The following is a 23,405-nucleotide window of genomic DNA, read 5'->3' as shown; positions in this document are numbered from 1 at the left end:
CCTCCTCTGGAGCACCCCCAAAATCAGGCGATTTTCACCAAACATGGGCTAGGAGATTAACAAGGTGAAGAAAAAAAAAAAAAAACCTGTTTTTATTATTGTTCATGTTCTTTTTTATCTCTCTGATTTTGTAGCCACAACCAATATACAGAGATGTTTTCTTTCAATGCCTTTTGGGGTTCTTAATTTTTCAAGATCTCTTTTAATATCCGCAAGAATTTGGGACTTATGTTCCAAAGGAATTTGAGCAAGGAAATTTCCAAAACTACTTGATTCCAGAAAAGTAATCAGTGCTTCAGGGCTATGTGAAAAGGTTGAATATTCAAAAAGGCGGAACTGTTCGATGTGAAGCCCACTTTTATTGATTAACGATTTAATTTCTTCAGAACTCAATAGGAAAGGTGAAAATGAAAATTCAAAAGCATTTTTAACGTATTTTTTTAAGGATTGCTCGACTAGTTCTCGAATCGTAGTTTTGTAATTTTTATCGCCCGTTGATATTCCAACTCTTCCCCCAGGCTTTAAAATTCTTTTTATCTGTTCTAAAGCCTCTGCTTTGTTCTCTATCCAATGAAAAACACTATTCAGAAGGATACAATCAAAAGAATTTTCTTGAAACCGATGCAAATCCAAAGTTCCTCCCACTTCAAAAGAAAGATTTTTTGTTTCCTTTTCCTTTGCAATTTTGATCCTATAGGGCAATGGATCAATTCCAATGATTTTCCCACCTCTCAGTAATTCTGAAATATATTGCGTCAGTCTTCCTGTGCCACACCCAATATCTAGTACAAAGTCTGATGGCTTTATTTTAAGCATATTAATGAGGACCTTGCCGTGGAAGAATTGTGAATCGCTAAATTTTTCGTAGTTCTTGGCAAGTTCAATAGAATCTAAATCAAAACGAAGCTGCATAAATACAAAAATACTGATACCCCTACAAAAGAATAAAACGATAGAAAGTTTCGAATAATTTTCCTTCCATTCATTTAGTTAGCAGATTGAAAAAAGCTTTTCTTCGTTTCTTTTTCTTTATTTTCTATGTAAAAGATTTTTTTCTAGTGGTTAATGCATTTCTCCCTGCCTTCATTCTCACCAATGTCTTAGAAAAACGGAGAGACTACAATCAAGCTTTAAGGCCCCGGAGGATGATTCTTCTTCTTATTTTTCTTTTGCATCAAGAACCTTATTTAAATTATAGGCTGCACTAATTAATGAAAGATGGGTCAACGCTTGAGGAAAGTTGCCTAATGCCTCTCCGCTAAACCCTATTTCTTCGGCATACAAGCCTACATGATTTGCAAAACCAAGCATCCTTTCAAATAGCAGATGAGCTTCCTCCAATAACTGAGGCCGATATTGACCGGCCCTAGCCAACGCTTCCACAAGCCAAAACGTACAGATATTAAAAGTCCCTTCTTTTCCTTCTAACCCATCGTCTGTTTTTCTTAAATTGTATCGATACACCAAGTTATTTGCTAAAAGCCCACCCTCATGGGAGGATCGCATGATAGCTTGCAAGGTGCTCAACATCATCGGATCTACGGGCGAAATAAAAAACACCAAAGGCATCATCAGAATGGAGGCATCGAGTGCCTCACTGCCGGAGGATTGGACAAATGCCTTTTTTTTCGCATTCCATCCCTTTTCCATAATAAACGTATAGATCTCATTACGAATCTTTCTCCATCTAGAAGTATCGGCAGGAAAGGATCTTTTCTCTGCTAATCGCAAGCCACGATCCAAGGCCACCCAGCACATCAATTTTGAATAGATAAAATGCCGTTTTTTTCCTCTCACCTCCCAGATCCCTTCATCTTCTAATTGCCAGTTTTCACAAACCCATTCAATAAGATGTTTGACTTCAAGCCATTCCTCAAAGGAAATTGGAGCTCCATACTTGTTACAGAGATAAACGGCATCTAACAACTCTCCATAAATATCTAGTTGTAATTGCTGATAGGCACCATTACCCACTCGGACAGGTCTTGAACCTTTATATCCATCCAGATGGTTAAGCTCCATTTCCTTTAATTCATGCCTACCATCTATTCCATACATAATTTGTAAGGGCGGATTTTTTCTTGAAAAACCTCTATAAACCTTTGAAAGAAATTCCATGTAATTTTGAGCTTCTTCAGTGAAGCCAAGTCGCATGAATGCATAAATGGTGAAGGCAGAATCACGAATCCAACTAAACCGGTAATCCCAATTCCGGATGCCACCAATTTCTTCAGGAAGACTAGTCGTTGGTGCTGCTATGATGGCTCCTGTTGGCTTAAAAGTAAGTAGTTTTAAAGTTAAGGCTGAGCGATATACCATCTCCCGCCATCTTCCTGAATATTTGCAACGAGCAATCCAATTTCTCCAATAACAAACGGTTTGCCTAAAAAGATTTTCTGCTTCCCTACTCGATATATGCATCCCCCATTCAGAGCCAGGCAAGAGTTGGACCAAAGCAAAGTCTGTGATCTGTCCCTCTCTGAGAGTAAAGTTCGAAACCACTCCATTTTTGCAGATTTCTAGCGGTATGTCTGTCGTCAATAAAAGTCTTAGTTTTTCTGTTGAAAAAACCGCCCCAATGGTGGTGAGTTCAGTTTCATGCTGATCTTGGGCATAGTTGAAGGCAGGGCGACATTCAAAACTAAAGCTTATTGTGCCTCTTACTACTGTCAGACGACGAATCAGCCGGAATCTATACGATCCTGCATTTTCTGTAGAGTCAACAGGCATAAAGTCCATCAGTTCAGCGGCTCCCTGTGTAGAAAGATATCTTGTAACAAGGACATTGGTCCCAGGCCAATAAAACTGTTTATAGCTGACAGGATGTTCCGAAGGAGCTATTTTAAAAAATCCTCCTTTTTTGTCATCTAACAAGGCCCCAAAGACGCTTGGAGAATCAAAATAAGGAATACACAACCAATCAATAGACCCGTCAATGGCTACTAAGGCCACAGTGTGCATATCTCCAATGATGGCGTGATTTTCAATTGGCTGATAAGCCATACGAAGTATTATTTAACCAGTTTTGCAGCAATTGAAGCAACATGTTTTCCTTGGAATTTAGCTCCAGCCAATTCAATTTCGCTAGGCATTCTTTCTCCAGCACCTCCAGCTATAGTTGAAGCTCCATAAGGAGAACAACCAGCAATTTCATCAACTGCCATTTGTCCAGTAAAAGAATAAGGCAGTCCTACAATAACCATTCCCAAATGCAGCAAAGTAACCATGAAGGTTAACAATGTTGTCTCTTGGCCACCATGTTGAGTATTAGAACTACAAAAGACGCTACCAACTTTTCCGATAAGCTTACCTGATAACCAAAGTTTTCCAGCTGCATCCAAAAATTGCCTCATCTGACCGCACATATTACCAAATCTTGTAGGAGTTCCAAAAATGATAGCATCGGCTTCACCAAGCTCCTCGATAGAACATATAGGGATGTGCGCAAAGGCTTTTTGAGGTTCAATAGCACCCATTTTATGTAGCACGGCTTCTGGTAGGGTTTCAGGGACACGTCGCAATTCTACATGAGCTCCAGCCACCGATCTTGCTCCTTGAGCTACCGCTTCGGCCATTTTATAAATATGACCATACATCGAATAAAAGACGACGTAGATTTTCATAACGGATACTTTACCCTTTCTGAAGCTCGCCTCAGAAACTATCAAAAGACTATACCACCTCAATCCATATGCTTATTGCATAGGTTTTACAAGCAAAAAGGAGAGAGCAGAAAAAAAGAAATACGATAAGAAAAATTTTTCTTATCGTATTTCAAAAGTTTTGTTTCCTTTTTAAGAAGGAAAAAAATAGAAAAGTATCCTAACGAGGCGGTCAGAATTTCTCTTTAGTCTTCCATTACTCTATACTTTTTCTTTTTTCTTAACAGGCAGCAAAGAAGGTATTTTTTTATAGTATTCATCCAGAAACCATCCATTGTTTTAGAACATAAAGCCTATATTGGCTGTAAGTAGGGGTTCATACACTTGATTCAGGTTAAAAGAATTAATACCAGCCTTAGAATTATGATATCCATTGAGATTCTGATCAAAGAGCCAAAATAATGTAGCACCAGTAAACCAATGCTTGTCTATTAAATAATTAAATCCTAATACTGGAGAATACCAACTCCCCCACACAGAGCCCAAATAGGCATTACTGCTTTCTAAACTCAAGACCACGCCACCTCCTGCCACACCGATGTAAGGAACAAATTTTCCAGTGACATATCCCACAATGGCAGATAGGCCTAAGAAGCCTCCAATTGCAGAATTGTTATCCATTTTTTGTAATCCTTGGACATATGACAAGCTCTGATTGCCTAAAAAAGCACCGACAAAAGCAATACCGAATGTTAAATGTTTCCACCGAGAAGGATCATACCACAGCACTCCAACTTCAACTGCTGGAACATAGGAGTAGTTTTTTGCAAAATCCGTTGTCATCCCATTTAGAGTTGAAGAACCAGAATAGGGAAAAGCAGGTCCAAAACCACCAAGAACGAAGAGATGATAAGGTTTTGGCTTGCTTATTTCATTATTTTCTAAGAGTTGCTTCCTATGCTCTAAATAGGTTTTTGACTGATCTCCTTCGCTCTGATCTTCTGATAGGCTATCAGTTGTATTAGCACGAAGGGTTGCATTATTTAATATTATAATACATACAAATAATATAATATATAACAATTTCATATACATATGTTTATATAATATCATTATAGCATTCATATACCTCCAATTTTTTAGTTATTTGTTTATATTATTTTCTAGTTCTGAAGCTTTTAAGAGAGTAGAATATATAGAATTAGGATTAACAGATATACTATCTATACCTTCTTTTATAAGAAATTCTAAAAAATCCTTATAATTACTTGGTGCTTCCCCACATATCCCAATTTTTCTTTTGTTCTTTTTTGCTATTTGAATCATGGAAGCAATTAATCTTTTAACCGCCTCATTCCGTTCGTCATAAAGGGAAGAAATAATTTCAGAATCTCTATCAACACCAAGAACCAACTGAGTCAGATCATTGGAACCAATCGAAAAGCCATCAAATATTTCACAGAATTCTTCAGCTAAAATGACATTGCTTGGTATTTCACACATCATGAATATCTCCAAGCCGTTTTCGCCTCTTCGCAGCTCATTTTTTTCTAACTCATCTATGACTCTTTTTCCTTCTGCTACAGTTCTAACCATTGGAATCATTATCTTAATATTCAAAAGTCCAAAGGTTTCCCAGGCCTTCTTAAGAGCCAGACATTCCAAAGCAAATCCTTGTTGATAGCGAGGGTGGTAATAGCGAGAAGCTCCTCGAAAACCAAGCATAGGATTTCTTTCAATGGGTTCAAAGTCAGTGCCACCTAATAAATTGGAATATTCATTGGATTTGAAATCACTAAGCCTAACAATGACATCCTTTGGGAAAAAAGCCGCAGCGATTAAACCGATGCCTTCAGCCAGTTTATCAACAAAGTAGTCAGTTTTCTGTGGATAATTTTCTGTTAGTTGCCGAATTTTCATTTTTTCAGGCCCTTCCTTGAGCCGATCAAAGTGCACTAAGGCCATGGGATGAACCTTGACGTAATTTGTAAGAATAAATTCTTGGCGAGCTAGACCCACTCCATCATTGGGAAGGAAAGAAAAATCAAAGGCTTTATGTGGGTTACCCACATTCATCATAATCTTTGTTCTTGGACGAGGGATTTCCATGAGATTGATCTTTTCAATCGTATATGGAAGATTGCCTTCGTAGACTTTCCCAATTTCCCCTTCTGCGCAGCTAACTGTTACAAACGTTCCGTTTTGAAGCACCTTGGTGGCAATTTCGGTTCCAACGACTGCAGGCACACCTAGTTCCCTACTAACAATAGCTGCATGACAGGTTCTGCCTCCCCTATCTGTTACAATTGCTGCCGCTTTCTTTATTATTGGTTCCCAATCAGGATCCGTTTTTTCAATGACCAGCACCTCCCCTGGTTGAAATTGATCCATTTGTTGGAGGTCTTGGATGATTCGAACTTTCCCTTGCGCTATTTTTTCCCCAACCGCTTTCCCTTCGACAAGAACCTTGCCTTTGGTTTTTAATTGATAGATCTGAATGGATTTTTTATTTTGTCCTCGATGGATTGTTTCAGGTCTTGCTTGAAGGATAAAAAGTTCTCCACTTATACCATCTTTAGCCCATTCAATATCCATGGGCGTGCTACGTTCATTCTTGCGAGTATAATGTTCTTCTATAATACATGCCCATCTACTAAGAGTTAATATTTCAGAGTCTGATAATACATACTTGTTTCTATCTTCTATTGGAACAGGTACATTTTTAACATAAACACCTTTCATTAATCTTTCGCCATCGATGTCATAGACCAATTTGATATCTTTACTCCCCAATTTTTTCTGAATAATAGGCTTATAACCTTTCATTAAGGTGGATTTAAAGACACAGTATTCATCAGGGTTGACTACGCCTTGGACAATATTTTCACCTAATCCATATGAAGCATTAATTAGTACGACTTTTTTAAAGCCCGATTCTGGATCAAGAGTAAACATGACACCAGAACAGGCAAGATCAGAACGAACCATTCTTTGAACTCCAACGGACATGGATACATTAATGTGTTCATATCCCATCTCTTTTCTATACATTATGGCTCGTTCCGTATAGAGCGATGCGTAGCAGAGTTTTATGGCATTTAGAAGACTTGCATTACCTTTAATATTAAGGTAAGTGTTTTGTTGCCCAGCAAAACTAGCTAGCGGTAGATCTTCTACATTCGCACTGGATCTGACAGCCACATCGACATCTTCGATACCCGAATCCTTAGATAAAAATTTATAGGCACTAATTATAGTCTTTTTATATTTATAAGGAAATTTAGAATTAATAATAATATTTCTAATATATTTACTAGCTTCTTTAACAGTATTTATATCAGAATAATTTATATCTTTTAATTTTTGATCAATGACATCTCTAATATTATTAAAGCTTATGAACTGTTCATAAGCCCATGATGTTATAGCAAAACCATTTGGTATCTTTATTCCAAATGGTGATAATTCTTTCATCATCTCTCCAAGAGAAGCATTTTTACCCCCTACTTCTGCAATATTTTCTAATGTTATTTGATTATACCATAAAATATAATCTATACTATTATATATTGCTTTATAATTCATTTTATACCCCATTGCCTCAATTTCTCACATAGCTGTTATTTTTTTGCACCACTCGGAATATTATTCCAATAATAATACATATTAGGATGGTAAATATTGGAATTATCATAATTTTATATTTAATCCATGACAACAAATTTCCACTATCTACAATAAATGGAAATACAAAATTAACATTTTTATCCTCGATGAAAATACCGAATTGATTAAGTTTAGTTACTATTCCTTGATCACAAAATATATTTATTTTAGATATATATGATCCAGGATTAAGATAAACACGTTTCAATATTACCCCGTTTACAGGAACTTCTGACCATGAATAAAGATGTTTTTCAGGTTCATTTTTATATGTAATATATATGTTTATCTTATGATCATTTAAAATATTACCAATTCCTACTATATCGTATACTAGCGAAACCATACCACTATGTGGTATTTTGTTGCAATAAGCATTCATAAAACATCCTCGGTTATATGGTAGAGGATACTCTGGATATATTGTAAAATGAGCAGCAAAGTAATTATTGACCACAAATCCACACTTATCATATGGTTCACATTTCGATATAGCACATTTACATATGACAACATACATAATTATTATTACAGATATGCATCTATATATATAATTATGTTTCATTGAAATATGTATTATTGAAATACTGGAACGACAAACTGATCTGCTATTGCGATAATGTTTCTATTCCCTGCTGCATCTCCGAAAAAGATGAGCCCACCAAACCTACTGGCGGATTCTTTATAAATCGTTGATAGTCTTTCTACTTCCCAAGCCGCTCCTTGTGCTTTAACGTGTAATTGTTTTGTCTCTCCAGGCAGAATGGGTTCATTGGGTGTAATTTGCAATTCTCCGCCATTGACTTCTGGCGAATCGGCTGGCCATTGATTGTCGGGAGCAGCCGGATTCAAAAAGGCAACATTTGCTGTTTGAAACCGTCGCAAATAAACTTTTTCATTTCCTTTATTGGTTACAATTAAATCAAAATCGAGGCTTCGTTGCTGCACATAATAAGTAGCTTTACTGACTTTTGCCTCAACAAATGTTGGTTCCTTGGGCAAAGGATCAATCCTAACAAAGGTTTTTTGCAGGGGTACAACAATGGGAAACTGTTTGGAGGTAATAAAAGCCCCGCCAAATACTAGTACAAGAACAATAGCCAAGAATAAAAATCCAAACCTTTGATCTTGCTTGGTAACCAATTCGTCCTCTTTTTCCAAGAAGGCAAGCCCTAGTCTTGGAGCTGTTGGCTTAAGAATAAGCCAATAATAAAGCCATCCTATTCCTAATACTACCCAAAGGAAGGACCATCCCATGGCCCGACTTAATCCATAGTTTTCAAGATTAATGGTTTGTCCAGTCAAGGTTTGGATCGTATTTGTAAATGGAGAAGAGGAAGGATCAATCGTGACTTTAATAGAAGGTCCTACGATGGGTCCAATATCTTTCATATTCATTGTAACACCCACTGGCCAAGTTCCAGGCCTGCGGGCGGTTAAGACTTCTTTAAAGTCATAGGTGTCTCCAAGCTTTATAATCATGCTGGAGAACACTGGTTGGCCATTTACAACCGTTTCCTTGCGTATAAGCCTGGGACCAGGTTCAAAGAAATTGATATAGCCAATACCAGAAAAACCAAGTTCATGCGGCCATATAGGCAGAATCATGACTTTTCCAGTTACTACGAGATCTTCCCCGACTTTCAGATGATTCGAAGAGAAGCGAACATCATAAAATTGGGCAGTTCGCATCCTCAAAATTGCTTCCTGAGCCCGTTCCCCTATTCCAGAGGCATAAAGATGAGAGGAAACAATAATTGCAATTATAACAGTACTTGTTAATATTAGGATGTTAAGGTAGTGATTTTTTATTTTCATGGCACTTTTTTCCCCTTTAGCGTTTGTTCTTGAATATTCTGATATTTATATTTTCTTTACCCAACGGTTTCTGGTGCACTGATCTCCAATCCACCAAAAAATTGCATATATAAAAATACCAACAACACCGCTGAAAAATATGGCTGGGCCTAAGGCGCCTCCTTCAAAGGTCCGAAGTGTACCACTTTCAATCATTCTTAGATACTCAGGAATGGCAGAGCGGACATAGGAAAATCCGATATAATCGGCTATACTTAAGGTTTGGCCTAAGGCTTCTACGGGTTGGTGAAACGGAGCAATCATCACCCAATTAGCTGGATAAAAGGTTAAAGCAAAAGCATAGGCACCAAAAAGATAAGTTAAGAGAAGTTTTCTAGATAAAAGTAGGACACAATCCGCAGCAATGGCACATGGAATAACAGTCTCTGGAAACAATTCATTCATTGGATAACTGAACCATCCCCACCAATTGACATATCTTTCAAACCATTGCCAGAGGTTGATTCCTACCGCACATAGAGTCATTCCCACGGGAAGTCTAGCTTTAATCCAACAAGCTGCTTGAACGCTGACTAACATCAACATATAGGATATGACTCCTAAAATTGGAAAATAACGTCGATCTTTCCAATCTATCCAGAAGCTCCAGTCTCCTTCTAGTAATGACTGAGAGGCGAATGTTCCGACTGTCACAGTCATTCCTATGATAACCCATGCTACAAATTGAATTCTTTTCCCAACTTCTAAACCTTCTTTTTGAAGTTCTGGGGAAGTCTTTATCGTCTGTGTTTGCATTTTTCTCCTTTTTTGTATTGCGGAAGGGAGAGTGACTCTCCCTTGTTATACTCTCCCTTCCTATTTTTAGTTGGTGACCAGGAAATTAATGTTTTATAAAATTACATTCCAGGTAGTGTATGCACTGGATTGGTGGCTTCCTCAGGATTTTCCATTGCCTCAGCAGCAGACATGCATTTTTCACCAAAATAGGTGGCTTTTAGAACTGCAGCTATCCTTGGAAACATGTCAAATCCATTGCCTAAGAACCAAACGGCAGCCCAAGCAAAAGGCACAAATGTCCAGTGCAAAGGAGCTGCAAACCATTCTTCTAAAATCCAGGCACTATGTCCCCATTCGTTTTCTCCAATTAATGGAATAAACATTATCGGCCATGCTACTTCCATAACTAATGGCAGCAGCCATTTTTTACCCATTACAGGAAGCCTTGTTCTGGTTAACATCAATCCAGCTACCCCAAAGTTAATAAAAATTGGCCAACTAAGATAAAAATTGAAAATATGGCTAGGAGTAAACTCTGTGTCCCTAATCATGGATGAATGCCACACTCCATCCTGTTCCACAAAAAAGACCGCCCAGACCAAACACCAAGCATACACTCCAAGGGTTAATAACCAGTTAGAATACCAGCGTTTCAATTCCTCCCCGGGACTTAGCTGTTCCAAATGACGATCCCTATAGACAAACCAGATCCAACCCCATGTCAGTCCCCAAATTATAACATTCATTATTGTTATACCCCAGAAAAGAGTCATCCAATAAGTTTGGAAGTCCTGTGAGGTATAATCAATTCCTTTCGATATTGCAAATGCTCTCTGATAAAGCATGCAAGCACCATAGGAGAGCGATATCAATATGCAATAAAGATAGAATCTCCAGTTATTAAAATATTCCTTTTTAGGCACCAGTTCAGCAACGGCTGATACATCCACTGCTCCAACTGTTGCTACTCTTTCATTAGCCATATACTATCCTCCTTTTTTGTTTTTCTTTTTTTGCGTAGGTATACGCATAGACATAATTTTCTGAGCATAAGGTATGCCAATTTTACCAATTTTTTTTCTTGAGGATTAGTACCTACATTCCTTTGGAAAATAAAGCTCGAATTTTTTCTGTTAGTGTCGCATATTGCTACATTTCTCATAGCTAAATGCATCATCTGCAGCATTGCATTACCACAGATTTTGTCATTTCTTCCTGTATTTTTCAGATGGCACATTTTTTGCTCAAAATCAGATTAAAAAGAAGGAGGATTAATGGTTCATCGTTTTTTACATGTCAGATATCGTGTCTCGAATTTGGAAAAAGCACTCCATTATTTTGTCAATTTTCTTGGCCTTAAAGAAGTCGGAAGGATTACTTCTCCAAGAGGCTCTAAATTGGTTTTTTTACAAGCTCCAGAAAATGGAACACTGCTTGAACTCTGTGAGTATCCTGATAGTGGACAAGTCATCGTACCTCCAGACTTAACTCATCTGGCTTTTTCTGTAAATGATCTTGAAGAAGCTCGCATCAAATGCAACAAAATGGGATGGCCATTTACTGATGAAATTCAAAAAGCTGAAAACGGACAGTATTTTACATTCATTGATGCCCCTGATGGCTATGAAATTGAACTCATACAAGAAGAAAAGAAAAAGGAATGAACTTTTGATTGGATAGATACAAAGCTTCAGTTATGAAAATATCTAGAAGAAAATTCTTCTTTTATTTTATTGGTGCTATCTTTTTCGTAGAAAAAAAACAACAATTACTTAGTTCAAGTTGTTGTTCCGTAAACCCTTCTTTTTTTGGAACCTCCCAGCTGATCGAAAATAATGTTCAAAATAACTTTCTTAGTAATCTTCAACAAAAAAACCTCCAGAAGTTTATAGCAATCGTTGTTCCTCATCAGGGAGAGGTCTTTGAAAAGGCAAGGAACATCTCGTATAATAACCTCCTTGAAAAGTGGTCTACCAACACAGATTCTAATAAAAAACACAAACTAGAAGCCTACTTGAATTTGCTGCAAAAATACGCTCAAGAATTATCCAAAAAAGACTTCTATCTGCTTTCATTGCCTGAAGGAATTAACATTGTCAAAAGAACAGAAGACCAAAAGATATTTCAGGACCTTCTCAATCAGATTCTTTCTACCTTTTATAACGATAAAGGGGTATGGACAGCTATTGGTTATCCTGGCCCCTCAATGAATGAGAATGGGAAGTATCTTGGAGGTTATGTCAACAAAGGATTTGATCAACTCGATTGGTAGCATTAAAGCTCTTAAAAATTTAAAAATAAGATACAATTATGGCCACAACATTTTCTAACGAAACGGTTGATGTATGCGTCATAGGAACAGGAGCCGGGGGAGGAAATCTAATCCGGGAGCTTTGTCTTCAAGGAGTTAAAGTAACAGCTCTAGAGGCAGGCCCACGGCTCGTTCCTGAAAAGGATTTTGAGAACGATGAATGGGCCATGTTCTTAAAGACAGCATGGCTTGATCCAAGGGAAACGCAAGGAGAAGATATCACAGGTCTTGCAGCTTGGACGTGTAAAACAGTTGGAGGAACGACTCTTCACTGGGCAGGAGCGGCATTACGCATTCAACCATGGGAATTTAAAGTAAAGTCTCTTTATGGAGAAATTCCAAAAGCCAATCTAACTGACTGGCCAATCAGCTACGAAGATCTCTTACCCTACTATGAAAAAGCTGAAAAGGCTCTTGGTGTATCTGGACGAGTCATGCCTTTTCAACCAGGAAATACCAATTTTCTGGTCATGAAAAGAGGAGCTGAAAAACTTGGGTTTCAGGCAACACCAGGTTTTATGGCTATTAATAGTATTCCTTTTGATGGACGGCCTCCCTGTGATCAATGCGGTTTCTGTTTTCAAGGATGTACGATTAAAGCAAAGTGGAATGTTCTCTATGAAGCCATTCCCAAAGCAGAGCAAACAGGTAATTTAGATTTGCGGCCACAATGCCAAGCGATTCGTATTGAAACAGATTCTAGGAAAAAAGCAAGCAGCGTCATTTATGCTGACAGTCAAGGAAAGCTTCATCAACTCAAAGCAAAAGTGATCTGTGTTGCCTGCAATAGTATTGAAACAGCCAGGCTATTATTAAATTCAGAATCTTCTAAATTTCCTCATGGATTAGCTAATGGCAGTGGAATGGTTGGGAAAAATTATATGCGCCACTTAACTGCCTCTTCTTATGCCCTATTTCCAAAGCCCGTACACGCCTATAAGGGGATAACCATGATGGGACTTATAGATAATTTTGCCAAAAATGAGCCAAAGAGAGGCTTTGTGGGTGGATTTCATTTAGAAACAATTATGCTCGGACCGGCCTTTTTATCGATTTTTCTTAGGCCTGGCCCCAATACCTCTACTTCTCAAGCAAGAGCCTTATGGGGCGAGCCACTTAAAAACTTGATGGAGAACTACACCCATATTGCTGGCATGTGGATTGTGGGAGAAGATCTTCCTCAACTGGCCAACGGAGTTAGTTTACACAAAGAAAAAAAAGATCGGTTCGGTATGCCTATTCCTGTTATTACATTTAATGATCATCCAAATGATAAACGGATGCGCGAATATGCTTGGAAAAGGGCAAGAGAAATTTATGAGGCTGCAGGTGCAATAGAAGTCTACGATACTCCCCCTTATCCAGCAACTCATAACTTAGGAACCTGCCGTATGGGAAATAATCCTGAGACCTCCGTGACAAATTCTTATGGTCAATGCCATGAAGTAAAAAATCTTTTCATAGCTGACGGAAGTTTATTTCCTACAGGAGCTTGTGAAAACCCCACCTTGACTATATCCGCATTGGCCATTCGACAAGCCGAATACATTATAAGGGAAATGAAAGCATTGAGGCTTTAAGAACCGCTCGATGAGCTTTTTATTGTGATTTATGGCTAGTCTAAGCTTTCCCAACGAAGCTCTCCGGAGCTTGATCGATCATTTTCCTGAAAGCTCCCTTTTAATTTCCAAAGAAGATCTTATCCCTTATAGCTTCGATGCTACAGCTACTTTTTATCATGCTCCCCTTGCTGTCTTATTCCCCTCTTCTATTGAAGATATTCTCTGGGTTCTGCAATGGGCTAAATCAAACCACGCTTGCATCCTTCCGCGAGGATCTGGAACAAGCTTAAGTGGTGCCGCTGTGCCTCAAAAAAATTCCATAGTTCTTTCTATGACCAAATGGAATAAAATTTTAGAAACAGATCCTGATAACTTGACCCTTTTGGTCGAACCTGGAATTACCACCCAAGCTGTACAAGAAGAAGCTGCTAAGTTTTCTCTTTTTTACCCGCCCGATCCTGGCTCCTATAAAATTTCTACCATTGGTGGCAATGTAGGACATAATTCTGGAGGGATTCGAGGATTAAAATATGGCGTAACAAGAAATTACGTCTTAGGAATGGAGGTGGTATTACCAAATGGCCAGGTGGTATGGTTAGGGAACAAATGTGTAAAAGACTCCGCAGGCTATTCACTAAAGGATCTTTTTATAGGCTCGGAAGGAACGCTTGGCATTGTTACTAAAGTATTGCTTCGACTTATTCCAAAGCCACAAGAAAGGCAGGTTATACTAGCTTCTTTCCCTACCCTTGAAGCAGCATCTGAAGCTACATCAGCAATCATAAAAGCAGCCTTAATCCCTAGTGCTCTAGAGTTTCTTGATCAAAAGACAATTGAGTGTATCGAAGCCTATTCACCAGCAGGTTTTCCCAAAGAAAGCCAGGCCGTATTGCTCATTGAATCGGATGGCCACCCTCAAGCGGTCCAGGATGAAATCATCCGGATTAGTCAAGTCCTTAAACAATATGGTCCATTGGAAATTAAAATCGCTGAGAATCCTAAGCAACAAGAGCAATTGTGGAGTGCAAGAAAAGTTGCTTTCTCAGCTCTTGCAAGAAAAGCACCTACGGTGCTTTTAGAAGATGTTACTGTTCCAAGAAGTTCGCTTGCTCAAATGATCCATAAAATTCAACAAATCTCAAAAACATATGCAGTCGAAATTGCGGTTTATGCCCATATGGGAGATGGAAACCTGCACCCAGTTTTTTTAGGGGATGAAAAAAATAAGGATTTAATGGAGAAAGTCTTTAGGGCAATGAAAGAAATTTTCCTTTATGCCATAAAACTTGGAGGAACAGTTACAGGAGAACATGGGGTTGGACTAGCTAAAAAAGAATTTCTAGCTTATCAATATAAAAGCGAAGAATTTCAATTGCTTAAAAACATCAAAAAGATTCTTGATCCAGATAATCTATTAAATCCTGGAAAAATATTTGATTAATCATCTCATGAATAAACTAAGTGCCAAACACTCTCTTCTATCCCTAGACTCTACGATCATTCAAAAATGCATTCATTGTGGAATGTGTCTTCCAAGCTGCCCTACCTACCAAGAAACTAAAATAGAACGCAACAGTCCTAGGGGTAGGATTGCCCTCATGAGAGCCATTGCCGAAAAAAGAATGGATCTGACAGCTTCCTTTGCCCATGAGCTGTATTTTTGTCTCGGCTGTCTGGCTTGCCAAACAGCCTGTCCAGTTGGCGTTGATTACAAGACATTATTTGAAGCTTCCAGACAAGACATTGAAAAGTCGAAAATCTTAAATAACCCTTTACGGCTACTCGCAAGGACTTTCCTTATTAACTATCTTTTTCTTTCATCCCGCAGATTAAGAACCTTTGGCAGACTGCTGCGAATTTATCAAAGAATGGGACTGGATAGATTTTTTAAAAGCCTTCCTTTTCTTCCAGCCAAGCTAAAAGATATGCTTGCTCAGATTCCATCTATTGCTCCTCACTTTTCTTTTGAACTCATCCCTCCTAGAGAACTCCCCATCAATACTCCTACTCGATGGAAAGTAGGGCTTTTGACTGGTTGCATACAAGATCTTGTATTTTCTAAAATTAACAGAGATACCGCTGATGTCCTTCTGTATAACGGATGTGAAGTTATATGTCCTCCTGAGCAAGGGTGTTGCGGTTCTCTCCATGCACACAACGGAGAGATGGAAACAGCAGAACGGCTTGCTAAAAAACTCCTAGCCGCTTTTCCCATAGAAGAATTGGATGCAATTATAACGAATTCTGCCGGTTGTGGATCTCATCTCAAACATTTCTCAGATCTCTTTCCACCAGGAACTTTCTGGAGAAAAAAGGCTGAAGCATGGGATAAAAAAGTCTATGATATCCATGAATGGCTAATAAAGATAGGATTTTCCCCTCCTCAAGCATTCGCCAGTACCAACCAATCTCACACAGTAATTACTTATCATGATGCCTGCCATCTATGTCATGGGCAAAAGATTAAAAATGAGCCTAGAACTATACTCCAATCTCTGCCATATGTTCAATTTATAGAACTTGAGGAGTCCGATCATTGTTGCGGTAGCGCGGGGATCTATAACATCTTACAACCAGAAATGGCTCATAAGCTTTTGAATAAAAAAGTAGAAAAAATAAAAAAAACAAAGGCCTCGATAGTTTGTACAGCCAATCCTGGCTGCCTGCTCTTTATAGAAAAGGGTTTGAAAAAACATCATTTAAACATCCAAACCATCCATCCTATCTCCCTTCTTGCTAAAGGGTATAAGCTAAAAGACACAGGGTCCTCACCGTTTCTTCAGTGACTTTCTTCATTTCTGATCAAGGACAAAGCTGATTATATACTTCATTGAAGTTTTAAATAGAGAATACTATTGAGAATACTATTTGGTATCAAAGGTTAATAAGAAATTTAACAAATAGGATCTTTCCTAAATTGAATTTATTGGATTCAATATCCTCTAATAACCTCTAAAACGAGCGAATCGGGATATAAGCCTTGCTTTCAAAGCTGTCTTTCCCCTAAAGAGCTCTATAAATTTATTAACACAACTCTGGTTATTCACTCGAGGATAAAGAGCCTTAAGCTAAGTTTAAAGAGAAAAAAAATCTATTTTTTCTTCGCTTACTTTAGATTTTGAGAAGAAAACTTTTTTAGATTCCTATAAAGTGTACTCCGATGCACTCCTAATAGTTTTGCAGCTAAACTTGCATTCCCTCCAGTTTTTTCTAAGGCAGAAAAAAACAGTTCCTTTTTAGTTTTTTCAAAATGGAAAGATTCTCTATCTATGGATTGTTCCAGCTCGTTGGAATTCAGCTTATGATGTAATTGTCCTTGTTCAGTCTCATTAGAAGGATTGTGTAAAATGGATAGAAGGTCTTCGGATTTAATTTCCTTCTTTTGTAGATTTTTAGCAATGAGTCTAAAAGCCACATTTTTCAACTCCCTTACATTTCCAGGCCATGAATATTTGTAGAGAACAGGCAAAATACTATCCCAATCAATGGATTGAGAAAATTTCAGTTTTGCAGAAATTTGCTGAACAAAATAAATAAACAATAATTCTATATCCTTGCCTCTATCTCTTAAAGGCGGGAGATAAATTGGAAAAATGTTCAACCTATAGAAAAGATCTTTTCTAAAGGTTCCTTTCATACATTGCAATTGGAGATCCCTATTTGTTGCAGCAATTACCCTAACATCAACCGGTATTGGACTTTTAGCTCCTATAGGTAAAATTTGATATTCTTCAAGAACTCTAAGAAGTGTCCCTTGAATTTCAAGAGGTAATTCTCCAATTTCATCTAGAAAAATTGTCCCATAATTGGCCAAAAGAAATTTTCCCTTTCTCCCTTCTTTAGAAGAACCAGTAAAAGTGCCACCCTCAAATCCAAAAAGTTCGCTTACGACCAATTCCTTTGGAATGGCCGCGCAATTCATCGCTAAAAAAGTTTCTTTGGATCTTTTACTATTTTGATGGATAAACTTAGCAAATATTTCTTTTCCAGTACCGGTTTCACCTAAAAGAAGAACTGGCAAATCATTTTGAGCAGCAATCTTGGCTTCTTCAATTGCCGCTACAAAAGCAGAAGATTTACCAATAATTAAATCTGAAGAAATTGAAACCTGCATTTCAGAGGAAGTTTTTTGAGGTTTAGAAGAAAAGCAAGAAAAAGCCAAAATATTTGTTGAACTTACAGAGGCCGAAGAAAAACAATGAGACAGTTCTATTATATAACCAATAATTCTTTTTTCACGGCCAATAGGTTCAATCAAAGCGGGAATAACCGTCTTTCCAAGAATAATATCAGACTCAAACATTTGTAGCTGATCATATGAAATCTTCGGTTTGTTCCTTATGATCACGCAATCGGACTTTGTAAGCTGAAACTCTGACAAAATTTCTTTTGAGCAATGTAAAATTGTTCCAAGGGAATCTATCAATAGAAAAGGAGAAGTATTATAAAGTCCATTTTTTTCTATAAATCTATTATAAAGAAAAACTCTATCAGTATAAAGAATCGTTGTAAGTTTAGATTCTATAAGAGAACTGTTAGTTATGACTACACTGATAGGAATGGGTTTGTATGCAAGATCGCCTATCATGGTTAAAGCCATGAATAGGTCTTTGGATTCAGGTTTATGAATAATTGCTGAGGTACACCAAATATCGTGAAGAGAAGCGCAATAATGTTCTGGACCAATAACTGAAATAGGCTTCTTTTCTTCAATTGCAATCCCAATGGCAGAACAGCCGCAATATTTTTCACTCCAATTGGCTCCAATGACCAAATTACAGATGTTTGCTTTTTCCAATAATCTTCCAGGTCCATCGACAAAAGTAACTACCCCTTCAGAATTTGTAATGGCTATGAGACAATCAAAATCAATAGCCTGCATTCGAAGCAAGGGAAAAAGGGGTTGAAGAAAAGAAAAAGAATCTAGATCTAATTTAAGATTTTCTTCTTTTGGAGAAAGGAGAAGTGGACAATGTTTTTCTCTATCAATATTGTATTTTTTACTTCGTTCCCAACTTTTTAAAATATCACTTCTTACCTTTGGAAGCAGCTTATTTCCTAAAGTAAATTCCTCCCATTCCCGAACAATATCAGTCATATTTTGTAAATGAAACAATTTTTGTTTTTTATGAAAATAATAAATAAATTAATAACATCCAGTCAAATTTTATTTCTCCTGCCATTCATAAGTCTCTAATCGAGAAATTGTTCCTCTTTTTCATTTTCTTTATCTTTTTTCATCTAAAGGTAGGAAGGGAACAAAACGAGCATAAGTAGGAGATAAATTTTTCCCAGCCTTATGGTTTTCAACATTCAACAGTTTGCTACGTTAAGTCCTTCCTACATACGATTCAAATCACACAGCCATCGTGGAGCTGCAATATTAGTGTCTTAAATCCTCTATTTTAATCAATTGAGCCAAAACACCTGTGCTAGAGTGGACTTTCGAAATCCCCTTCAAGAAAACTGGAATTTGCTTTTTTTCTACTTCCATAGCATGTTTCCCAGGACATGTGCTCTATATAATGATCACTTTAGCTTCTCTCCAAGCGTCGACTCCATAGCCAAGCTATCAACACGCAAGCCCTTTCAAAATCTTCTGAACCAATGACTCAATCAACATATTAGGTGTCCCCAACTTGATAATTTCTCTGTACTTGTGGTAAGAACTCCTACTTTGCCAACTTAAAGATTCATAAAATAAGTTTTTTACTTTATGATGACAAGATTTCCATTCCTCTACCCCTTAGAAAAATTACCACTCATTCAAAATCGAAGCTAACCAGTTAATCAATGTTCATAATTATTTCCCACGATTTCGCAAATTCCTAACACTATAAATGGATCATAGTGTTGTTTCACTATCCCAAGAATCGATAAGAAGAAAAAAGCATGACAGGGCATTCAATAGAACACTTTGCAGAAGAGCTTCTCTTTTGGATTGATGATTCAATTTCCCAGGATCTTATTGCAAGTATAGTATTTGATCTTTTACTTAATGTTTTGCGCAGGAATTCCCGTAAGCTTCTGCGGGAGGATAAGAAATCTCAGCATAGCCAAGACTTCACTTGCCTTTGGCACACCACGTTGTAGTGCTAGACTGCCTCGGCGCAGAACTGGCTTGATATACTGGCGAAGTAGGCGCATATCCTTAACTATTCCTTCCTATCTTTTTGGCTTGGTCAAAAACTTCTGTCGGATTTGCCTTGAAGTACACTACTTCCAGCAGCCCAATCAATCTTGGCTGGATTGTCCTTAGATGGTACGGCTACAACATAGTGGACAGGATATTCATGTCCGCTTCCATGGTCACAAAGCAAAAACCCATGTATATATATGAGAGGATTGTGTTGCAAAACGAACTGCTTGAAGTGTTAATCACAGCAATAGCAGCCTTTTGTAAGAGTAGAGAAAAACTCTTGGATCATTGATAAGCTGCTTTAGCTGCCCTTCGTGCCTTTATTACCTCCGATGGTTTTTCGTAAATCATCCACTTGTTGTTTGCAACATTAAGTCAGGCCAATACGATCAACTTGCAGTCACACAATAGTCAGCAAGCTAGGATTATATATACTAAATGCTCATAATAAGGCAAACTTGCCAACCGGTATATTCAGAGGTTTTGTCCTTGCATCATCTATCAACATAGAATTTGCCTAGAAGGCATTTGATAAAACCACTTTATGAATAGAGTGCAAAAAAGAATTAAAAATCAAGCAATTGAAGATTAGCAAACAATAATCATTTATCCCTATTTTTGATTCATGCCAAAATCATTCATTTCTTTAAAAGAACATCCTCTTATTTTTATTACTTATCTATCCTTAGGGCTTGTTTCATTAGTTCAGGGTTTATTTTCATCTCCTATTGAAAATGAAACCGAAACTTTAGATTCTTATCCCGTATCAAGCCTTCCAGAAGTTACTGTCGAAGCATTCAAAGTGGAAACTATCCTACAAACTGATCAATCCATTGCTTCAATTGATGGAACTCCTTTTAATATAATGGACATCCCAAGATCAGTGACTCCAATAAATCAAACTCTTATGCAATCCGCAGGGATTGGCTCACAAGGCTGGCCTGATCCTATAAGTATTACCATGATTAGTCCAGCTGCTCAATTCGATGCCGCCGAACTGTATGAAATGTCTTCACCTATTATTCGTGGTAAACCTGGCCTTACCTTCATTAATGGCATAGAGCAAAACGTAAACAATGATGGATTTTTCAATCCACCATGGAATTTTAACATGGTAGAAAATTTTGACCTTGTTGAAGGTCCTCCAGGTGCGGTTTTTGGAGCTACACAGCCATCCAATGGATATGTAAATTATACCACAAAACAACCTTATTTTGATAAATTTAGAGGAAACTTTTGGAATACCACCGGAATGTATGAAAACTACATATGGGGAGCGGATATTGGAGGACCAATCGAAAAAGGAAAACTTGCTTACAGAGCCAGTTACATGGGGATCGACTCTAGACTCTACTATCAATATGTCCGAAACGAGCAGGAAAACTTTTATTTCGCTATTGGTTATAGACCAACAGAAAAGTATCAGATTGAGTGTTATTCGGATTTTGGAACGGCTGATTATACTCCTATAGAAGTGTTGCTGAATAGGCCAACTCAATCCCTAATTAACAATGGTCTTTATTTTACGGGATTTGTTCCACCTTCTCAGGTTACTGCTGGAACTGAAAATAACCCTCCAGCAAACTCCTATTTGATTTCAGAATTTCCAATAAGTCGGAGATCTACCGTGAAGTATCCAGCAGACATTGGTCAAGCTACCTTTGCCATGAGTCAAGTAATTCAAACACTGCACCTGAATGATAATATAGACATAGTAAATAACAGTTTTTTCTGGTACCAAGATCAAACTGCTATCCGTTTTGAAACTTATGAAGCCAATGTTTTTAAGGGAGATTATGAAATCGACAACAGAACTGAATTAAGGATCAATTTCGATTCAATTCTTAAAAATAACAAAAATACTTTTCACCTTAAACATTTCATTGATTCAGGCTTAGAATTTCGTTTCCAACGCACGCTTGATTATCAGTCTGAAGTCTATCTTGGAAATAGCTGGGATGCTATTATAGAAAACCCACAATTATATAACTTCCTCTTATCTAATTACTTCACTAACTTTGGCCTCTATCCTGTTCCAGGATCACCGGCTGGAGGTTTTTTTATTCCCCTCAATGATGAAACCAATCAAACCCAATTTTTTAGACTCTCCCCTTTTTATCAGCATCAAATGAATATGTTGGGTAAGGTCACTCTTTTTATAGGAGCAAGGATGGATAGTTATTTTGTTCATTCTCAAACCCCACCAGGAACCCCTACTTTTTTATTCCAATCGCTAAATACCACGCAGCTTAATCCTCTAGTCAATGCTGCAATTACTTATAGGCCGGCCCATTGGATAAGTCTTTATTTTGATTACAACTGGCAATACACAACCAATGCTTCAGGTGGGGGTGGATATTCTCCTATTTTTCCTGCCACCACTTTTCATTTGCTGAATCAACTTATAGAAGGTGGGATAAAGTTTAATCTTCTAGACGACAGATTTTATTTTTCTTTGACAGGATTTTCAGAAGAGACTTTTTTAGGAAATATTGATTTCCCTTCTACTCCAGCTTCTTTTCAAGGCATTGAAGCTAGTTTGACTTATCAGCCTAATAAACATTTCTGGATAAGAATGAGTTATCTTCTTGAGCAGGGCGTAGAAAATTGGAGTAGTTTGCCTGAAGGGCCAGAAATGGCTCAAACTTATTCCACAGATTTTGCGAGGATCTACCAACTTCCACTTAATAACAATGGGACATTCCCTCCAGGTAAATACGCTTTGATTGGATGGCCAGATCAAGTTTTTAATGGGATGATGACATATAAATTTGATTCTGGATTTGGTCTAACCATTGGAGCTCTAGTTCTTTCTGATCAGTATCTAGGTTATGATTATCGAACACGGATTCCATTACAGTTTATTTTGAACAATTCTATCTTTTATTCTCACTCCAAGTGGGAATCACGACTTAATGTTTTTAATTTTACCAACCAAAAATATTGGCTTCCTGCAGGGGTGGGTATGTCCCCAACAAGAGAACTGAATTATACATCCATTGTCCCTGGACTGCCATTCTGGATTCAGGGAACAATTTCTTACAAATTTTAAGACAAGACACCTCAAAGACTTTTAATAAATGGAGCTTAACTCTGGTATGTATTTAGATTAGCCCATGTTTGGTGAAACTTTTGTAAAGCGCTGATTATCAATGAGCTTTTTTTCAATGTGTCACTATGTGAGGGTTTTGGGAGCTATTTTTGGGTTTCCAAGGCTCCATGAAGCCAACTCGGAGGGCGGAAAGGATCCGGCCGCCCATGTTGGTTTCCCGCCGTGACTCCGCGGTGTTTGGTGCCAGTGATGTCTGCCTCGGGCGTCTTTGGACGGTGCGTGGGTGGTCAGGGCCTCTTCGGGGGAAAAGGGGAGTTTGGCTGCCTTAAGTTTTTTCTCCAATAGCCGGTCAAGCAAGAAGGCCAAGGCGGCGACAAAGCCATGGGCCTGGACGAGCTCTCGGATCATGGGGATAGATCGGAGGCATCTCTAGGACATCTTTTAACTTCCTAAAGTCCCCGCTCCACTTGGGTAAGCT

General features: G+C 37.9%; 16 protein-coding genes. 6 read left to right on the top strand and 10 right to left on the bottom strand.

Translation table 11 applies throughout. The annotated features are described in order from the left end of the window. Nucleotides 1-114: 114 nt before the first annotated feature. From A7Q09_RS08535 to A7Q09_RS08495, 9 genes are all read right to left on the bottom strand, one after another. The gene (locus A7Q09_RS08535) at nt 115-912 is read right to left on the bottom strand and encodes a class I SAM-dependent methyltransferase (protein ID WP_134391042.1); all 798 of its coding nucleotides are present in this window, start codon (nt 910-912) and stop codon (nt 115-117) included. A gap of 246 nt (nt 913-1,158) precedes the next feature. Next, nucleotides 1,159-3,003: a glycoside hydrolase family 15 protein gene (locus A7Q09_RS08530; RefSeq protein ID WP_134391041.1), complete on the bottom strand. Its 1,845-nt coding sequence runs from the start codon at nt 3,001-3,003 to the stop codon at nt 1,159-1,161. 8 nt (nt 3,004-3,011) lie between these two features. Continuing rightward, the gene (gene wrbA / locus A7Q09_RS08525) at nt 3,012-3,623 is read right to left on the bottom strand and encodes an NAD(P)H:quinone oxidoreductase (RefSeq protein ID WP_134391040.1); all 612 of its coding nucleotides are present in this window, start codon (nt 3,621-3,623) and stop codon (nt 3,012-3,014) included. Between the two features lie 318 nt (nt 3,624-3,941). Then, entirely contained in the window at nt 3,942-4,691 is a 750-nt protein-coding gene (locus A7Q09_RS08520) for a hypothetical protein (protein WP_244228623.1), read from the bottom strand. A 54-nt stretch (nt 4,692-4,745) separates the two neighbouring features. Then, on the bottom strand, nt 4,746-7,187 hold the full coding sequence (gene ppsA / locus A7Q09_RS08515) for a phosphoenolpyruvate synthase (protein ID WP_134391038.1): 2,442 nt from the start codon (nt 7,185-7,187) through the stop codon (nt 4,746-4,748). A gap of 16 nt (nt 7,188-7,203) precedes the next feature. Further along, on the bottom strand, nt 7,204-7,650 hold the full coding sequence (locus A7Q09_RS08510) for a hypothetical protein (protein ID WP_166791964.1): 447 nt from the start codon (nt 7,648-7,650) through the stop codon (nt 7,204-7,206). Between the two features lie 194 nt (nt 7,651-7,844). After that, nucleotides 7,845-9,086 carry a bacterial ammonia monooxygenase, subunit AmoB gene (amoB, locus tag A7Q09_RS08505; protein WP_134391036.1) on the bottom strand — a complete coding sequence of 414 codons (1,242 nt, stop codon included), beginning with the start codon at nt 9,084-9,086 and terminating at the stop codon, nt 7,845-7,847. A 45-nt stretch (nt 9,087-9,131) separates the two neighbouring features. Continuing rightward, entirely contained in the window at nt 9,132-9,881 is a 750-nt protein-coding gene (locus tag A7Q09_RS08500) for a methane monooxygenase/ammonia monooxygenase subunit A (protein ID WP_134391035.1), read from the bottom strand. Nucleotides 9,882-9,982: 101 nt separating this feature from the next. Further along, nucleotides 9,983-10,846, bottom strand: a complete 864-nt coding sequence (locus tag A7Q09_RS08495; protein WP_134391034.1) for a methane monooxygenase/ammonia monooxygenase subunit C — start codon at nt 10,844-10,846, stop codon at nt 9,983-9,985. A gap of 291 nt (nt 10,847-11,137) precedes the next feature. Between A7Q09_RS08495 and A7Q09_RS08490 the strand changes: the two genes are divergently transcribed. The 5 genes from A7Q09_RS08490 to A7Q09_RS08470 are packed head-to-tail and all read left to right on the top strand — an operon-like array spanning nt 11,138 to nt 16,522. Next, nucleotides 11,138-11,527 (top strand): VOC family protein, encoded by a 390-nt coding sequence (locus A7Q09_RS08490; protein ID WP_134391033.1) that lies wholly within the window; start codon nt 11,138-11,140, stop codon nt 11,525-11,527. Between the two features lie 32 nt (nt 11,528-11,559). Beyond that, nucleotides 11,560-12,135 carry a hypothetical protein gene (locus A7Q09_RS08485; RefSeq protein WP_134391032.1) on the top strand — a complete coding sequence of 192 codons (576 nt, stop codon included), beginning with the start codon at nt 11,560-11,562 and terminating at the stop codon, nt 12,133-12,135. A 38-nt stretch (nt 12,136-12,173) separates the two neighbouring features. Further along, nucleotides 12,174-13,754 carry a GMC family oxidoreductase gene (locus tag A7Q09_RS08480; RefSeq protein WP_134391031.1) on the top strand — a complete coding sequence of 527 codons (1,581 nt, stop codon included), beginning with the start codon at nt 12,174-12,176 and terminating at the stop codon, nt 13,752-13,754. A 31-nt stretch (nt 13,755-13,785) separates the two neighbouring features. Then, on the top strand, nt 13,786-15,177 hold the full coding sequence (locus A7Q09_RS08475; RefSeq protein WP_134391030.1) for an FAD-binding oxidoreductase: 1,392 nt from the start codon (nt 13,786-13,788) through the stop codon (nt 15,175-15,177). Between the two features lie 7 nt (nt 15,178-15,184). Beyond that, nucleotides 15,185-16,522, top strand: coding sequence for a (Fe-S)-binding protein (locus A7Q09_RS08470; protein ID WP_134391029.1), 1,338 nt, complete (start codon nt 15,185-15,187; stop codon nt 16,520-16,522). Between the two features lie 320 nt (nt 16,523-16,842). Here A7Q09_RS08470 and A7Q09_RS08465 read toward each other — a convergent pair whose 3' ends face one another. Beyond that, nucleotides 16,843-18,834 (bottom strand): sigma-54-dependent Fis family transcriptional regulator, encoded by a 1,992-nt coding sequence (locus A7Q09_RS08465; RefSeq protein ID WP_134391043.1) that lies wholly within the window; start codon nt 18,832-18,834, stop codon nt 16,843-16,845. A gap of 1,666 nt (nt 18,835-20,500) precedes the next feature. Between A7Q09_RS08465 and A7Q09_RS08460 the strand changes: the two genes are divergently transcribed. Beyond that, a complete protein-coding gene (locus A7Q09_RS08460; RefSeq protein WP_134391028.1) occupies nt 20,501-22,927 on the top strand; it encodes a TonB-dependent siderophore receptor in 2,427 nt (808 codons plus the stop codon). Nucleotides 22,928-23,405: the final 478 nt, after the last annotated feature.

It is taken from the genome of Methylacidiphilum sp. Yel (assembly GCF_004421185.1).
Lineage (GTDB): Bacteria > Verrucomicrobiota > Verrucomicrobiia > Methylacidiphilales > Methylacidiphilaceae > Methylacidiphilum.
Note: the sequence above shows the minus strand (reverse complement) of the source record. Positions and strands in the feature narration are given on the sequence as shown.

Coding starts and splice junctions, on each gene's coding strand:
- ppsA (WP_134391038.1), bottom strand. CDS start 7,187: ATGAATTATAAAGCAATATATAATAGTATAGATTATATTTTATGGTAT.
- A7Q09_RS08490 (WP_134391033.1), top strand. CDS start 11,138: ATGGTTCATCGTTTTTTACATGTCAGATATCGTGTCTCGAATTTGGAA.
- A7Q09_RS08530 (WP_134391041.1), bottom strand. CDS start 3,003: ATGGCTTATCAGCCAATTGAAAATCACGCCATCATTGGAGATATGCAC.
- amoB (WP_134391036.1), bottom strand. CDS start 9,086: ATGAAAATAAAAAATCACTACCTTAACATCCTAATATTAACAAGTACT.
- A7Q09_RS08470 (WP_134391029.1), top strand. CDS start 15,185: ATGAATAAACTAAGTGCCAAACACTCTCTTCTATCCCTAGACTCTACG.
- A7Q09_RS08520 (WP_244228623.1), bottom strand. CDS start 4,691: ATGAAATTGTTATATATTATATTATTTGTATGTATTATAATATTAAAT.
- wrbA (WP_134391040.1), bottom strand. CDS start 3,623: ATGAAAATCTACGTCGTCTTTTATTCGATGTATGGTCATATTTATAAA.
- A7Q09_RS08485 (WP_134391032.1), top strand. CDS start 11,560: ATGAAAATATCTAGAAGAAAATTCTTCTTTTATTTTATTGGTGCTATC.
- A7Q09_RS08500 (WP_134391035.1), bottom strand. CDS start 9,881: ATGCAAACACAGACGATAAAGACTTCCCCAGAACTTCAAAAAGAAGGT.
- A7Q09_RS08465 (WP_134391043.1), bottom strand. CDS start 18,834: ATGACTGATATTGTTCGGGAATGGGAGGAATTTACTTTAGGAAATAAG.
- A7Q09_RS08460 (WP_134391028.1), top strand. CDS start 20,501: ATGCCAAAATCATTCATTTCTTTAAAAGAACATCCTCTTATTTTTATT.
- A7Q09_RS08475 (WP_134391030.1), top strand. CDS start 13,786: ATGGCTAGTCTAAGCTTTCCCAACGAAGCTCTCCGGAGCTTGATCGAT.
- A7Q09_RS08510 (WP_166791964.1), bottom strand. CDS start 7,650: ATGAATGCTTATTGCAACAAAATACCACATAGTGGTATGGTTTCGCTA.
- A7Q09_RS08480 (WP_134391031.1), top strand. CDS start 12,174: ATGGCCACAACATTTTCTAACGAAACGGTTGATGTATGCGTCATAGGA.
- A7Q09_RS08535 (WP_134391042.1), bottom strand. CDS start 912: ATGCAGCTTCGTTTTGATTTAGATTCTATTGAACTTGCCAAGAACTAC.
- A7Q09_RS08495 (WP_134391034.1), bottom strand. CDS start 10,846: ATGGCTAATGAAAGAGTAGCAACAGTTGGAGCAGTGGATGTATCAGCC.